Raw genomic sequence first — 14,732 nt, forward strand, 5'->3', positions numbered from 1 at the left:
CCTGATGAAAACGCCGCTTTTCAGCGGCGTTTTTCTGTTTACCGCAGCACGACGGTGCGCTCGCCGTTGATGAACACCCGCCGCTCGACGAACGCCTTCACCGCGCGCGCGAGCGTAATGCACTCGACGTCGCGTCCGGTCGTCAGCAGCCGTTCGGGACTGTACGAGTGATCGACCGGTTCGACCCCCTGCTCGATGATCGGGCCTTCGTCGAGATCGTCGGTAACGAAATGGGCGGTGGCGCCGATCACCTTGACGCCGCGCGCATGGGCCTGGTGATACGGTTTCGCCCCCTTGAACCCCGGCAGGAACGAATGGTGAATATTGATCGCGCGCCCGGCGAGCGCGCGGCTCGTTTCGGCGGACAGGATCTGCATGTAGCGCGCGAGAATCAGCAGCTCGGCGCCGGACGAGTCGAACAGGTCGAGGAGTTGGGCTTCCTGTTGCGGCTTCGTGTCGGCGGTAATCGGCAGATGATGGAACGGCAGGCCGTGCTGCCGCGCGAGCGGTTCGAGGTCGCGATGATTCGAGCCGATGCCGACGATGTCCATCTTCAGCTCGCCCATGCGCCAGCGAAACAGCAGGTCGGCGAGGCAGTGTTCGAGTTTGGACACCATGATCATGACTTTCGGCCGGATCGACAGATCGTGGATCGCCCACGTCATCCGGAAGCGTTCGGCGATCGGCGCGAATTCCTGCTTCAGCGTGGCGATCTGCAGCGCGTCGTCGCGATCGACGTGGTGAAACACGCAGCGCACGAAAAAGCGCTCGCTGAGTTCGTCGTCGAATACGGTGAGTTCGTCGACGTAGCAACGATGCCGTTCGAGAAAACCGGCGACGGCGGCAACCTGGCCCGCCGCGCTCGGACACGCGACGGTGAGGACCCCTTGTGCAGGACGGGAAATGGCGGACATGAGCTCTCCACATTGACGATCAGGCGCGGCCGCGGGGCGCGGCGCGCATCGTCGCAGTAGAGCAAATCGGGCGATCGCGGGGATAGAAGCTAACCGCCGTTGCGCTGGAATGGGAACGCCAGGAGGATCTGCCGCGCTATTCCGCAGGGTCCGCCGCGAGCCTTCGCTTCAGCGTATCGATCAACGCGCGCACTTTCGCCGGCGGGTGACTCGTCGGCGGAAACACGGCCTGGATGCTCGCCGGCGCGGTTGCCCATTCGGGCAGCAGCCGGATCAGCCGTCCCGCCGCGACGTCGTCCGCGATCGAAAAATCCGTCAGCAGACCGATGCCGCCGCCCGCGAGCGTCGCCGCGCGGCAGGCATTGGCCGTGTTGACACGCAACGCGGACTCGCATCGCACGCTCGCGGCTTTCCCGTCGACGTGCCGCAGATCGAGCGTCAACGGATGCGGCAGCACCGACAACGCGCAATAGGGCAGCGTCTCCAACTCGGCCGGCGTGCTCGGCACGCCCCACGTGCGCAGGAACTCGGGACTCGCGACCAGCCATTTGACGAAGCTGCCGAGCTTCACCGCCCGATAGTTCGAATCCGCGAGACGGCCAAGCCGGATCGCGACGTCGATGCCATCGGCGATCAGATCGACGTAGCGGTCGCTGCTCAGCAGCTCGACGTCGAGCTGCGCATGCGCGCGGCGCAATTCGACCAGCGCGGGCGTGACGACGAGCGTGCCGTAGTCGTTCGGCGCACTGACGCGCAGCGTGCCGCGTACCGGCGAAGTTTCCCCGCCGAGCGCGTTCAGCGCGTCCTCGGCGGCGCGCAGTATCTTCACGCTCGCCTCATAGAACGTGCGGCCCGCCTCGGTCACGCCGAGCCGCCGGGTGGTGCGCACCAGCAGGCTCGCGCCGACCTCCGCCTCGAGCCGCTGCATATGCGTGCTGACCATCGTCTTCGCGAGTCCGAGCCGCGTCGCGGCGGCGCTCAGCGAGCCCGCGTCGATGACCGCGACGAAGATCGCGAGGCGGTTCAGGTTCACGTTGCGCACATCGGCCATGATCGATTGTCCATTCTCGCTTGACTGTGTTTCCGGGATTATCGGGCTTCCGCGCAACAGTGCCTACGCCATATGCTGGGCGTCTCATTCAACGTATCCGGAGACCTCCATGTCCGCCACCCGCCCCGCCCAGCCTATCAAGCTGTATACGACGCGGCTTTCAGGCCACGGTCATCGCGTGAAGCTGTTTCTGACGCTGCTCGATCTGCCGTTCGAGGTGATCGAGCTGGACATGAAGGCGGGCGACAACCGCAAGCCCGAGTACCTCGCGCTGAATCCGTTTGGTCAGGTGCCCACGATTCGGGACGGCGAGCTCACGCTATTCGATTCGAACGCGATTCTCGTCTATCTGGCGAAGCGCTATGGCGACGCGTCGTGGCTGCCGGACGATCCACTCGGCGCCGCGGCGGTGCAGCGCTGGCTGTCGCTCGCGGCTGGCCAGATCGCATACGGGCCGTGCGCGGCGCGGCTCGTTACCGTGTTCGGCGCGCCGCTCGACCACGAGCGTGCGAAGCAGATCGCCGTCAAGCTGTTCGACGTGATCGACGAGGAGCTCGCCGGCAAGCCGTTCGTGGCCGGCGCGCACGTGACGATCGCCGATATCGCCGCGCATACGTATATCGCTCACGCACCCGAGGGCGGTGTGTCATTGCAGCCGTATCCGAACATTCGTGCATGGCTGAGTCGCGTGGAGGCATTGCCGCGTTTCATCGCAATGCCGTCGACGAAGGCGGGTTTGCTGGCGGCGTGATTCGCGTTTAGAGCCGCGTCAGATCTTGCGAGGGAGTCCGATCATGTCCGAATTCGTTCTGTTGAATAACTGGGGAGCCGACGTGTCGCCGTTTCATGCCGGCGAGCAGGAGGCGCAGCAGCGCGCGGGTGTGCGTGACGTGGCGGAGTCGATGGGGCGTCGGGGCATTCGCCGTTTCATGCCGGAGCAGCATCGTGAGTTCTTTGCCGCGCAGCCGTTCCTCGTGATCGGCGGCGTCGATGCGAGCGGTCAGCCGTGGGCGACGCTCCGCGCGAGTTGGCCGGGCTTCGTCTCGTCACCGGATGCGCGCACCCTGCGCATCGAAGGCGGCACCTTGGCGGGCGATCCGCTCGCCGCGGCTTGGCGCGAAGGCGCGCAGCTCGGTGCGCTGGGCATCGAGCCGCGCACGCGGCGCCGCAATCGGGTGAATGGCGTCGTAAGGTCCGTGCAGGGCGACACGTTACAGGTCGAAGTCATGCAGAGTTTCGGCAATTGTCCGAAGTACATCCAGAGCCGTACGCCGTCTTTCATCGAACGGAACGCGGCTGCGACGCGCGCGCAGCCCGAGATTGCCACGCATCTGAGCAGCGCCGACCGCGAACTGCTCGCGAGCGCGGACACGTTCTTTATCGCCAGCGCGAATCTGAGCGAGGAAGCAGGAGTGGGGAAGGGTGTCGACGTTTCGCATCGCGGCGGCGCACCGGGTTTCGTGCGCGTGGACGACGCAAAAACGCTGACCACGCCCGACTACAGTGGCAACCGCTTCTTCAACACGATCGGCAACCTCGTGCACGATCCCCGCGCGGGCCTGCTGGTCATCGACTTCGCAACCGGCGATCTGCTTTATCTGGCGGTGCGAGCGGAGATTATCTGGGACGGGGACGAACTCGCGGCATTTGCGGGCGCGCAGCGGCTCGTGCGGTTCCATGTGGGCGAAGTGCGGCGCAGCCGTGGCGCGTTGCCGTTCCAATGGTCCGCGGTCGAACTGGCGCCGCAGTTTCTGCCAAAGGTTCGGGAAAGCGCCTGAGCCGATGCGCACGCGCGTCCGTTAGCTGGTGCGGCCACCGTTTTAGTGCGCATTTCGGCCGAGCCGGTAAGACACGCCAAGTCTGGTGGCCAGTTGCCACACATAGACTCGCGAGTACGAAATGCCGAACTGACGGCTTATCAGCTCGCGCATGCGCGCATTGCTCCAGCCATCGGCGTCGAAGCCATAGTCCCGTGGCGAGGCTCTCAGCGCCTCGGCCAACCAGTCCAGATCCGCCAACGCGAGTGCGGAATGGCGGCCGCCGACGCTCATGTTTCTAAGCGCCTCGAGCCCACCTTGCTCCAATAGCTTGCGATAGCGCTCGACGGTGGTCTTTGCCATTCCCATCTGTTTCGCGACCTCGGCCGCAGCGACGCCGTCGAGCAGTTTCTTGCCCGCTGTGAGACGCCGTGCGACGGTCGGTAAATCGTCATTCGGTCGATGCATTGGAGAACTCCGCCGTTGGGTCGCTGACCGGACTGCAATCGGTTGCTGGGATAGACAGAGAAGAGGCCACGCCACTTACAGATAATCGAAAAGTCGCCCGCTGTGTCCAAAAGAATAAAAAATCAATCGCGTCTTTCCTCTGATAGAAAAAGACGTAATCCTCGCGTAAGACGTTAGCACTATGTTTTCTTTCTGCATTCGTAAAAAATCTTTCTTGCGATTGAATTTCACGTTTGCTAACCTGATTGAACTGATTTAAACAAAACATCAATCCGAACCAGTTCGCGCCGGCTGCCCGGACACCGCCAAGCCGCATGGAGTTTGAGGTCTGGAGCTTGTTAGTAACGCGCGAGATGTCGGAAGACTGACCCGTTTGAATGCGTGGATTTCTGTTTTGCGAATGCCATTCGAATGCATTTTTGGATGCAGGGTGGCGTTCGCTGGAAATCTGCGAAAAAAGGGTTCTCAAGATTGAAAAAACCGTTTTCGCGGCGCTTTCCAGGCGGATTATAGAGAAAGGGGACATTCGCGCGGAGTGTCGCTGTGAATCCCGACTCCAGTAACCATCTGCTTACTTTGACTGCGTCGCTCAATATCCGGAAATATTTTTGCCGGGTACGCGATACGCATAAACACGATCAAAGATGACGGCGCTTTCATCGGGCGCCAGTGGGTATCTGCAAGCAGGCGGTAAGGAGAATGACATGAACACCGATAAGACCCGCGATATCGCCGCGATGCTATTGCGTGCCGCCAAGCGCAAGAGACTCGTGTCTTATCAGGAACTGCACGCGCTTTTCGGTCGCGACGAACCGTTGCAAAGCCGTTATCGGGCACTGGCGGACGCGGCGCGCTCCCTGAGCGATTGCGCGTCGCTCGACTACGGCTGCCTGATGAGCCTCGATAACGGTCTGCCGGGTGATGACTTCTTCAACCGTTTCAGGCACGACAGGCCGCATGAATACGAAAAGGTGATGGGCTTCGGATCGGCGGGACGCTCGACGACCAAGAAACGACTGATCGCAGATGCCGAGCGTCTGCGGGTGTTCGAACATGCATCGCAGACCGAGGCAAACGGGAACGCGGCGAACACGTCGGCCCGTACGCCGCGTCGAAATGCACGTAACGCGCCGAGACGCTCGCGGGTCGACAGAAAATGCGAAACGCCTCTAAATGACAAGGCATAGCCGAAGATAAAAAATCCGCTTGAGCCGCGAGAGCGGTATTCGCGTTTGCTTCAAAGCTTATTCTCGTGGTGCACAGGGAAATATTTAACAATTGTCTAATTGCGGCATATGTCGCGCATGAATGAACCGATCTGCGCGGAGGGGCGTAAATTCGCAAGGGTGTGAATACGCGCGCGGTAAATTTGACATTTAAATGTCGAGCCAGTCTGGTTGACAATCGCCGAACGGTGCGGGGCGTATGAGACTGGCGCTTGTGACACTTTGCGCACGCGACTGCGCATCGTCGGTCATCGCCGGAGGCAATTTCTGGCACGCCGTATGCACACCGGCGACGGTAGCCGAAAAGCCCGGTGGTGGCCGCGGTAGACACACATCGCATTTGACATAATACAAATTATCACCAAAAAATTCGGGTTTCGAGATGGAGTCATTATTTCCGCATTTCGTCCAACATCCGCGGGCATCTTTGCAGTCTGAGCAATTTCCAAATTCTCGTAACGAGATTAGAAAAGCGATCAGAGAAATCCGCCTTTAGATTTAATGATCGGAATCAATCACCTGAGAACCTTGTGTACGCTGCCGCACATTGCGCGCGGCTAGTACGGAATATTTTTCATTACGGTTGTAGAACAAAAAACGATTGGAAATTTGGGCTATGGACACCCTGACAGACGTGCGTGGGCACACTGAGACTAAGCGAATTCGAATCGACAAAAGCGTCGCCTTGAAATCTTTTGATGACGTGATTCCCCAGGAGACGATCGCCGAAATCAACCGGTTCATCGACCACCTGTTCGACACGACGGCACCGCGCTCGCAGTCCGGCGCGCAGATCGCCGAGATGCTGCGTAGCGCTCAGGCTTTTCGTGAGCTCGAGCAGTCGATCTGCGCGAATGCGCGCGCGCTGGCCGCGAGGGTCGGGCAGACAAATTTACCGACCGAGCCGTTCCACGTACTGCGCTGTGCCAGCAAGACTTCGCTGGCGGAGAGCCACTGTCGCCACTACGACTCGCACCTGCTGACGCTGCTGATTCCGCTTCAGCTGGCACCCGACGGCGTTCACAACGGCGACCTCGTGATGTACCGCAAGCCGCGCCTGTCGGTCACGACGCTGACCAACCTGATCTGCAAGATGCGCCATGGCTTCCTGCACAGCTTGCCGCTCAGTTGGCGCAGCTGGCATACCCTGCATGATCTGCGTGTCGGCAACTGCCAGCGCATTCGGGTCAAACCGGGCAGCGTCTATGAATTCAACGGCTTCGCGCTTCAGCATGCGAACCTCGACGTACAGAACGGGCAGCGGCGCACGCTCCTGATTCACTATTACGATCCCGGTCACTCGCTCGGCCTGAGCGGCGTGCTGCGCCGCGGGCGTATCGGCTAAGCACACCGGCACACTGGCGCACGGCACCTCTTGCCGCGCGCGCCTGCCACGTCACTGCCCTATCACCCCGACAAACCAGGCGGATTTCACTTTGCTTTTAATCCGGCATAGACTGAACTCAGACTTTTTCCGTTAGACGCTTTCTTCGCACTTGCCGTGACCGTTGCCGTGCGCGGCGACGGATGTTTTTGTCGTGCTCCGCGAGCCGATGGCAGTCTGACCGGTTCGTGCCTAATCAACACTGAAAAGGGACGACTCATCATGGCCGATACCGGTTACATGGCACGCAAATCCGTCGCTGAGATCGTCGCCAGCGCCGACGTCGAAGAAGGCCGCCATCTGTCGAAAACGCTCGGCGCGACGAGTATCACCGCGATGGGTATCGGCGCGATCATCGGCGCCGGCATCTTCGTGCTGACGGGAACCGCCGCCGCGCAGTTCGCGGGGCCGGCCATCACGCTGTCGTTCATCCTGGGCGGCATCGCGTGCGCGTTCGTCGGCCTGTGTTATTCGGAGCTTGCGGCGATGCTGCCTGTGTGCGGCAGCAGCTACACGTACACGTATGCGACGCTCGGCGAGATCTTCGCGTGGATCATCGGCTGGGACCTGATCCTCGAGTACGCGATGGGCGCCGCGACCGTAGCTGTGGGCTGGTCCGGCTATATCGTGAGCCTGTTGCGCAACGTCGGTATCGACATTCCACCTACCCTCGCCGCCGCGCCCGGCACCGTCGTCAAGCTGGCCGATGGCTCGACGGTCACCGGCGTGATCAACCTGCCGGCGGTCGTGATCATCGCGATCCTGACCACGTTGCTGGTGTTGGGGACTAAGGAATCGGCGCGCCTGAACAACGTGATGGTCGCGGTCAAGCTGACCGTGGTGGTCGCGTTTATCGCGATCGGTCTGTTTTTCATCAAGCCGGAACACTGGCATCCGTTCATTCCTGCCAACACTGGCCAGTTCGGCAGTTTCGGCATGAGCGGAATTCTGCGTGGCTCGGCCGTGGTGTTCTTCGCATTCATCGGCTTCGATGCGGTGTCGACGGCTGCACAGGAAGCGCGACAGCCGCAGCGCGACATGCCGATCGGTATCCTCGGCTCGCTGGTCATCTGCACGGTGCTGTACATCCTCGTCGCCGCCGTGCTGACCGGCCTCGTGCCCTACACCGAGCTGAACGTTCCCGATCCGATCGCCAAGGGTGTCGATACGATCGGGCTCACGTGGTTTGCGATTCTGATCAAAATCGGTGCGTTGACGGGGCTGACCACCGTGATACTCGTGCTGCTCTATGGGCAAAGCCGCATCTTTTTCACGATGTCGCAAGACGGTCTGTTGCCGCACTTCTTCGCGAAGGTGCATCTGCGTCTGCACACACCTTATCTGAGCCAGATCCTGATCGGTTCGGTCGTCGCGATCGTCGCGGCGCTGACACCAATCGGCGTGCTCGGCGAGATGGTCAGCATCGGCACGCTGTTCGCGTTCGTGCTCGTGTGCGGCGCGGTGATCTATCTGCGGCGCAGCGACGCCGAGGCGGCGCGTCCATTCCGGGCGCCCGGCGTGCCCGTCGTGCCAGTGCTCGGCATCCTGTTCTGCTTGCTGCTGATGGTCGGCCTGCCGCTCGTTACGTGGCTACGGCTCGTCGTGTGGCTCGTGATCGGCATGGTGATTTATCTGTCATACGGCCGCGACCATTCGGTGTTGCGGCATCCGGAGCGCAAGCGTACGTGAGTGTGATTCAGTGACCATTGCATGCCTTTAAATAGCGGCAATTGCTGGACGTCAAATGCTGGATCGCAATTGACATGTAATCGACGATTGCCATTCAACCTGCCGAACTCTCTGGACATGCGCGCTGCGTCTAGTCCCAGTCGCGACAACCAAGAAGAAATTGACAAGCCACCCAGACCCGGTAGGATCAACGGAAATATTTTCCGCGCATTAACGCGCTAACGCTCATTCTGAACAGTTAATTCGACCGCAAACCGTTAAAACCGTCACCGATCTCACGCGCAAAAAAGACTGCCTTGATCAAAGGAGTTTCTCTTGCTTTGCTCCGCATTCCGCCTGCGTAGTCGTGCCGTATCGCTGCTGATCACCGGTTTGCCGCTCCTGCTTGCCGCCTGCAACGACCGGTCCCAGACTCCCGCCACCGCGTCGATGCCGCCGCCGATTCCGGTGCTGGTCGAAACGGTTTCCACCACCCCTGTCGCCGATGTCGTCGAGTTGCCGGGCCGCATCGAGGCCGTGCGCACCGCCGAGATTCGCGCGCGCGTCGATGGCATCGTCGAGCGCACGCTGTATCAGGAAGGCACGGACCTGCCGGCCAACGCTCCGCTCTTCCAGATCGACGCGAGCGACTATCGCGCGCAGTTGCAGCAGGCGCAGGCCGCGCTCACGCGCGCGACCGCCGTGCGAGACAACGCGGCGTCGGTCGTGGAACGGTTCAAGCCGCTCGTCGGTCGTCATGCGGTCAGCGCGCAGGAATACGACGCCGCACTCGCGACGATGCAGCAGGCGCAGGCCAATGTCTCCGATGCGCAAGCCGCGGTTTCGCTCGCGCAACTGCGGCTCGATCGCTGCATCATACGCACGCCGATCGCTGGGCGCGCGGGCCGCGCGCTCGTCACCGAAGGCGCGCTCGTCAGCGCGGGCGCGGCCACGCTGCTCACGCAGGTCAATCAGCTGACACCGATCAACGCGGTGTTCACACAGTCGAACACCGTGATGCTCGACGTCGAGCAGCAGATCCAGTCCGGCGCGCGCAAGCCGATCAGCATGAAGCACGTCGAGGTGCAACTGATCCTCGCCAACGGCCAGGTCTACAACGAGCGCGGTTTTCTCGACTTCGCCGATCTCGTCATCGATCCGTCGACCGGCACGCAGACGGTGCGCGCGCGCTTCGCGAATCCGGACCGCACGCTGTTGCCGGGGCAGTTCGTGCGCGGGCGCATCATCGCGGCGGGCACGCTGCAGGGCATCCGTATTCCCGAGCGCGCGGTGCAACTCGACAACGGCGTTGCGAGCGTCGCGCTGGTCGCCGACGACGGCACCGTGGTCCGCCGCAACATCGATCTCGGCGAACAGGGCGAAGGACGCTGGACCGTGCGCAGTGGTCTGAAGCCCGGCGAGCGCCTGATCGTCGATGGCTGGCAGAAGGTGCAACCGGGTCAGCGTGTCGACGCGCGGCCCGCGCCCGATGCTTCGCCGGCGGCGCAGCCGGCCGCGGCCCCCGCCCCCGCTTCTGCCGCGCACTGACGGGCGGGCCGATGAATCGATTCTTCGTCGCCCGGCCGGTTTTCGCGTGGGTCATCGCCCTTTTCATCGTGCTGTTCGGCGCGATCGCGCTCGCGCTGTTGCCGGTCGAGCAGTATCCCGACGTCGCCCCGCCGTCGCTCAGCATCACCGCGGTGTACAGCGGCGCCGACGCGAGTACGCTCGAGCGTACCGTCACGTCGATCGTCGAAGACGAGATGAACGGCATCGACCATTTCCTGTACATGTCGTCGGTGAGCCGCTCGAACGGCACGATGCAGATCACCGTGGTGCTGAAGCCCGGCACCGATCTCGACGTTGCGCGCAGCCAGGTGCAGGACCGTCTGAGCCGCGTCGAGCCGCGTCTGCCGCTCGAAGTCCGGCAGGTCGGCGTGCGTGTGACGAAGGCGTCGTCGGGCTTTCTGATGCTGCTTGCGCTGCAGGCGACCGACAGCGGTACCAGCGCCACCGCGATGGGCAACTTCGCGTCGAACAACATCGTCAACGAGCTGCGCCGTATCGACGGCGTCGGCGATGTGCAACTGTTCGGCTCGTCGTACGCGATGCGGATCTGGATCGATCCACGCAAGCTCGCGGGCTTCGGGCTGTCGGCGAGCGAGGTGCTGCAGGCGATCCAGGAGCAGAACAGCCAGACCGCCGGCGGCGGCCTTGGCGATCAGCCGATCGCGCCTGGCTCGGAATTCACCGCGCAGATCGTCACGCAAAGCCGCTTCACGACGCCCGAGCAGTTCCGCGAAATCATCGTGCGCGCGAATCCGGATGGCTCGACCGTGCGGGTGGGCGACGTCGCGCGCGTCGAGCTCGGCAACGACAGTTATGGCAACCGGCTCACCGTCAACGGCAAGGCGTCGGCCGGCATCGCGATCCAGCTCGCGAGCGGCGCGAACGCGCTCGCGGTCGCCAACGCGGTGCGCCAGCGCATGCGTGAATTGCAGTCGATTTTCCCGCGCGGCGTCACGTGGACCGTGCCGTTCGACACCACGCCGTTCATCACGACCTCGGTGCAGGGCGTGATCCGCACGATGATCGAGGCGCTGCTGCTCGTGACGGTCGTGGTGTTCCTGTTCTTGCAGGACTGGCGCGCGACCGTGATCCCGACGATCGTCGTGCCGATCGCGCTGATCGGCACCTGCGCGGGGCTCTATCTGTTCGGGCTGTCGATCAACATTCTGTCGCTGTTCGGCATGGTGGTCGCGATCGGTATCCTCAACGACGACGCGATCGTCGTCGTCGAAAACGTCGCGCGGATCATGCGCGAGGAAGGGCTCGGCGCGCCGCGCGCAACGGTGAAAGCGATCGGGCAGATTTCAGGCGCGGCGATCGCCAGTACGCTGGTGCTGGTCGCGGTGTTCATTCCGATGGCGTTTTTTCCGGGCTCGACGGGCGGCATCTACCGGCAGTTTTCGGTCACGCTCGCGGTGTCGATCCTGCTGTCGACAGTGCTGGCGCTGACACTCGGCGCGGCGTTGTGCGCGGCGATGTTGCGTAGCGAGGCGGCGGCAAAGGAACGGCCGAAGAACCCGGCGTCACGTCTGCTGCACGGCGTGTTCGGCGGCTTCAATCGCGGGCTCGACGCGGGCACCACGCGCTATATCGGCGGCGTCGATTCGATGTTGCGCTCGCCGCTGCGCTGGCTGCTGGTGTTCGTCGCGGCCTGCGCGATCACCGCGTTTTTCTTCACGCGGCTGCCGACCGGCTTTCTGCCGACCGAGGACCAGGGGTACATTTTCGTCACCTACACCGGCCCGCCGGGTTCGACCGACCAGCGCACGCAGCGCGCGATCGACCAGGTCGAGGCGTTTCTGCGAACGCAGCCGCAGGTGCGCAACGTCGCGTCCGTGACGGGCTTCAGCTTCTTCGGCCAGGGGCAATCGGCGGCGCTGTCGTTTGTCGATCTGAAGCCGTGGGACGAGCGCTCGGGCGAGGAGAATTCGGCGAGCGCGCTGGTGCGTCGCGCGAACGCCGCGTTCCGGCAGATTCCCGAGGCGATCATTTTTGCGCTCGATCCGCCGCCGATTCCTTCGCTCGGCACCGCGACCGGCTTCACGATGAAGATTCAGGATCGCAGCGGCGTCGGCGGCGAGGCGCTGCAACAGGCCGCGCGGCGCATGATGATCGAGGCGTCGCAAAGCCCTCTTCTCGCGGGCGTGCGCGCCGAGGGCATGCCGGAGGCGCCGCAGCTGTATGTCGAGATCGACCGCGTGAAGGCGCGCGCGCTCGGTCTGCAGATCGGCCAGGTGAACCAGGCGCTTGCGCTGACGTTCGGTTCGAACTACGTGAACGACTTCGTGTTCGAGGGCAACGTGCTGCGCGTGCTGTTGCAGGCGGACGCCGAGCAACGTATGCGCGCCGAGGACGTGAGCGCGCTGCGCCTGCGCAACAACCGCGGCGAGATGGTGCCGTTCTCGGCGTTCTCGCACGTGCGCTGGATTTCCGGGCCGCAGCAACTCGAACGCTATAACGGCTTTCCGTCCGCGACGCTGTCGGGTCAGGCCGCGCCCGGCCGGTCGAGCGGCGCGGCGATCGCCGAGATGGAACGCATCGCGTCGCACGTGTTGACCGGCAGCCTGAGCTACGAATGGACCGGCACCGCGTTCGAGGAAAAACAGGCGAGCGGCCAGATCGGCATGCTGCTGGGGTTGTCGCTCGTGGTCGTGTTCCTTCTGCTCGCGGCGCTGTACGAGAGCTGGGCGATTCCGGTCGCGGTGTTGCTGATCATCCCGTTCGGCGTGATCGGTGCGGTACTGCTGACGTTGCTGCGCGGACTGTCCGCGGATGTGTACTTCAACATCGGCCTCGTGACGATCATCGGCCTTGCAGCGAAGAACGCGATTCTGATCGTCGAGTTCGCGATCAAGGAGGAAGCCGAAGGAAAGGACGCGTTGGCCGCCGCGAAGAACGGCGCGCAGCAGCGTCTGCGCCCTATCCTGATGACGAGCATCACGTTCGTGTTGGGTATGCTGCCGCTCGTGCTCGCGACCGGCGCGGGCGCTGCGAGCCGGCGCGCGGTCGGCACCGGCGTGATGGGCAGCATGCTGACCGCGACGATGTTCGGTATCTTCTTTACGCCGCTGTTCTATGTGGCCGCGCGTCGCTGGCTGAGCCGCAAGAAGCGCAGCATCGATCTCGACGATGACGATCTGCCGACGGCCACGCCGGGCGAAATGGGCGGAGGGCAGCGCGATGCGTAAGCGCCTTCATCAGTGCCTTCATAAGCGCCTGCTGCTGCCCCTCTTCTGCTGCTCGCTCGGCGCCTGCAACTTTGCGCCGAAGTATCAACAGCCGTCATTGCCGATTGCCGACCATTTCGACACGACCGAGACCGCCAATCCGGCCACCGCGCATCTGGCAAGCGAAGTCGACTGGCAAACCTTCTTCGCCGACCCCCAACTGAAGCTGCTGATCGAGGCCGCGCTCGAGCACAACCGCGATCTCGCCGCGTCGATCGCGCGGATCGAGCAGGCGCGCGCGTTTTATCGCATCCAGAACGCCGCGCGTTTGCCGCAGGTCAATGCGAACGCGGGTGCGACCCGCACGAAGGCGCCGCTCGGTTCGATCGATCCCGAGTTCGACAACACGGACATCTCGGTCCAGTTCAACCAGTACAACGTGCAGGCCGCGGTGACGTCGTTCGAACTCGACTTCTGGGGCCGTGTGCGCAACACCAGCGAAGCGGCGCGGCGCCGCTATCTGGCCACCATCGAGGCGCAACACGCGTTCCGTTTATCGCTGATCGGCAACGTCGCGTCGAACTACTACGCGATCCGCTCGGGCGATGAAGGCATCGCGCTCGCGCAACAGACGCTCGACAGCCGCCGCTATGCGCTCGACGTCGCGAAGATGCGGCTCGATGCGGGCGTCACGTCGAGCGTCGATTACGACCAGGCGGCCATTCTCGTCACGCAGGCGCAGACGCAGCTGGCGGAGCTGCAACGGACTACCGCGCAGCAGCGCAATCTGCTCGAGGTGCTGATCGGCGGGCCGCTGAACGAGTCGCTACCGCAAGCGCCGCCTATCGCCGACGCCGCGCAATTTCGCGAACTCGACGCGGGCCTGCCCTCCGCGTTGCTGATCGACCGGCCGGACATTCAACAGGCCGAGCAGCAGCTGCGCGCGGCCAATGCAGACATCGGCGCCGCTCGCGCGGACTTTTTCCCGCGCATCGCGCTGACGGGCAGCTTCGGTTATGTGTCGGCCGAACTTGGCGATCTGTTCGTGCCGGCCAAGCAGGCGTGGTCGTTCGGCGCGCTGGTCGGCATGCCGATCTTCGATGCGGGACAGCGCCAGGCGCAACTAGCGCAGGCGCGCGCGCGACGCGACGAACTGGTCGCCGACTATCAGCGCACGGTGCAGAACGCGTTTCGCGAGGTCTCCGATGCATTGGTCGCACGACAACGCTACAAGGAGCAGATCGCGGCGCAGGAACAGGCGGTGCAGGCGCAGCGGCAACTCGCCGAAACGGCGGAGCTGCGCTACGAAAACGGGATCTCGATCTATCTCGAGGTAGTGGATGCGCGACGCAATCAGTTTGCCGCCGAGCAGCAGCTGATCCAGCTTCGGGCGACGGCCTTGCAGAATGGGGTGTCGCTTTACGTCGCGCTGGGGGGCGGACCCGACGAACCGCCGAATGTATCGCAAAGCACGTCTCACGCGGATGGGGTCCAGCCGCCCAACTGAGGCACGCGCGCTGCATCGGCG

The 14,732-nt window shown here is 63.3% G+C and carries 12 protein-coding genes; 8 read left to right on the plus strand and 4 right to left on the minus strand.

The window, feature by feature from the left end:
• Nucleotides 1-38: 38 nt before the first annotated feature.
• Complete coding sequence (purU, locus tag BC1002_RS19345; protein WP_013091672.1) at nucleotides 39-914, minus strand: formyltetrahydrofolate deformylase; 876 nt, start codon at nucleotides 912-914, stop codon at nucleotides 39-41.
• Nucleotides 915-1,050: 136 nt separating this feature from the next.
• Nucleotides 1,051-1,965: a LysR family transcriptional regulator gene (locus tag BC1002_RS19350; protein ID WP_013091673.1), complete on the minus strand. Its 915-nt coding sequence runs from the start codon at nucleotides 1,963-1,965 to the stop codon at nucleotides 1,051-1,053.
• A gap of 109 nt (nucleotides 1,966-2,074) precedes the next feature.
• Between BC1002_RS19350 and BC1002_RS19355 the strand changes: the two genes are divergently transcribed.
• Together BC1002_RS19355 and BC1002_RS19360 are read left to right on the plus strand one after the other, a co-directional pair.
• Entirely contained in the window at nucleotides 2,075-2,716 is a 642-nt protein-coding gene (locus tag BC1002_RS19355) for a glutathione S-transferase family protein (protein ID WP_013091674.1), read from the plus strand.
• A gap of 43 nt (nucleotides 2,717-2,759) precedes the next feature.
• Nucleotides 2,760-3,743 (plus strand): pyridoxamine 5'-phosphate oxidase family protein, encoded by a 984-nt coding sequence (locus tag BC1002_RS19360; RefSeq protein WP_013091675.1) that lies wholly within the window; start codon nucleotides 2,760-2,762, stop codon nucleotides 3,741-3,743.
• A 42-nt stretch (nucleotides 3,744-3,785) separates the two neighbouring features.
• Here the strand turns inward: BC1002_RS19360 and BC1002_RS19365 are convergent, their stop codons facing one another.
• Both BC1002_RS19365 and BC1002_RS37790 read right to left on the minus strand, forming a co-directional pair.
• Nucleotides 3,786-4,190: a helix-turn-helix domain-containing protein gene (locus tag BC1002_RS19365; RefSeq protein ID WP_013091676.1), complete on the minus strand. Its 405-nt coding sequence runs from the start codon at nucleotides 4,188-4,190 to the stop codon at nucleotides 3,786-3,788.
• Complete coding sequence (locus BC1002_RS37790; protein ID WP_157874714.1) at nucleotides 4,174-4,716, minus strand: hypothetical protein; 543 nt, start codon at nucleotides 4,714-4,716, stop codon at nucleotides 4,174-4,176. The genes BC1002_RS19365 and BC1002_RS37790 overlap by 17 nt, the downstream gene beginning before the upstream one ends.
• A gap of 178 nt (nucleotides 4,717-4,894) precedes the next feature.
• Between BC1002_RS37790 and BC1002_RS19370 the strand changes: the two genes are divergently transcribed.
• From BC1002_RS19370 to BC1002_RS19395, 6 genes are all read left to right on the plus strand, one after another.
• Complete coding sequence (locus BC1002_RS19370; RefSeq protein WP_013091677.1) at nucleotides 4,895-5,377, plus strand: hypothetical protein; 483 nt, start codon at nucleotides 4,895-4,897, stop codon at nucleotides 5,375-5,377.
• Nucleotides 5,378-6,101: 724 nt separating this feature from the next.
• Complete coding sequence (locus BC1002_RS19375) at nucleotides 6,102-6,761, plus strand: hypothetical protein (RefSeq protein WP_238537995.1); 660 nt, start codon at nucleotides 6,102-6,104, stop codon at nucleotides 6,759-6,761.
• A 261-nt stretch (nucleotides 6,762-7,022) separates the two neighbouring features.
• Complete coding sequence (locus tag BC1002_RS19380; RefSeq protein WP_013091679.1) at nucleotides 7,023-8,489, plus strand: amino acid permease; 1,467 nt, start codon at nucleotides 7,023-7,025, stop codon at nucleotides 8,487-8,489.
• 315 nt (nucleotides 8,490-8,804) lie between these two features.
• Nucleotides 8,805-10,016, plus strand: coding sequence for an efflux RND transporter periplasmic adaptor subunit (locus BC1002_RS19385; RefSeq protein ID WP_013091680.1), 1,212 nt, complete (start codon nucleotides 8,805-8,807; stop codon nucleotides 10,014-10,016).
• An 11-nt stretch (nucleotides 10,017-10,027) separates the two neighbouring features.
• Complete coding sequence (locus BC1002_RS19390; RefSeq protein WP_013091681.1) at nucleotides 10,028-13,225, plus strand: multidrug efflux RND transporter permease subunit; 3,198 nt, start codon at nucleotides 10,028-10,030, stop codon at nucleotides 13,223-13,225.
• Entirely contained in the window at nucleotides 13,218-14,711 is a 1,494-nt protein-coding gene (locus BC1002_RS19395) for an efflux transporter outer membrane subunit (protein WP_013091682.1), read from the plus strand. Before BC1002_RS19390 ends, BC1002_RS19395 begins: the two co-directional genes overlap by 8 nt.
• The last annotated feature ends 21 nt before the right edge of the window (nucleotides 14,712-14,732 follow it).

The organism is Paraburkholderia atlantica (assembly GCF_000092885.1).
Classification (GTDB): Bacteria; Pseudomonadota; Gammaproteobacteria; order Burkholderiales; family Burkholderiaceae; genus Paraburkholderia; species Paraburkholderia atlantica.

What these genes read in the sequence shown, in the direction of transcription:
- purU (WP_013091672.1), bottom strand. Translation starts at nt 914, where the DNA reads ATGTCCGCCATTTCCCGTCCTGCACAAGGGGTCCTCACCGTCGCGTGT.
- BC1002_RS19350 (WP_013091673.1), bottom strand. Translation starts at nt 1,965, where the DNA reads ATGGCCGATGTGCGCAACGTGAACCTGAACCGCCTCGCGATCTTCGTC.
- BC1002_RS19355 (WP_013091674.1), top strand. Translation starts at nt 2,075, where the DNA reads ATGTCCGCCACCCGCCCCGCCCAGCCTATCAAGCTGTATACGACGCGG.
- BC1002_RS19360 (WP_013091675.1), top strand. Translation starts at nt 2,760, where the DNA reads ATGTCCGAATTCGTTCTGTTGAATAACTGGGGAGCCGACGTGTCGCCG.
- BC1002_RS19365 (WP_013091676.1), bottom strand. Translation starts at nt 4,190, where the DNA reads ATGCATCGACCGAATGACGATTTACCGACCGTCGCACGGCGTCTCACA.
- BC1002_RS37790 (WP_157874714.1), bottom strand. Translation starts at nt 4,716, where the DNA reads ATGTCCCCTTTCTCTATAATCCGCCTGGAAAGCGCCGCGAAAACGGTT.
- BC1002_RS19370 (WP_013091677.1), top strand. Translation starts at nt 4,895, where the DNA reads ATGAACACCGATAAGACCCGCGATATCGCCGCGATGCTATTGCGTGCC.
- BC1002_RS19380 (WP_013091679.1), top strand. Translation starts at nt 7,023, where the DNA reads ATGGCCGATACCGGTTACATGGCACGCAAATCCGTCGCTGAGATCGTC.
- BC1002_RS19390 (WP_013091681.1), top strand. Translation starts at nt 10,028, where the DNA reads ATGAATCGATTCTTCGTCGCCCGGCCGGTTTTCGCGTGGGTCATCGCC.
- BC1002_RS19395 (WP_013091682.1), top strand. Translation starts at nt 13,218, where the DNA reads ATGCGTAAGCGCCTTCATCAGTGCCTTCATAAGCGCCTGCTGCTGCCC.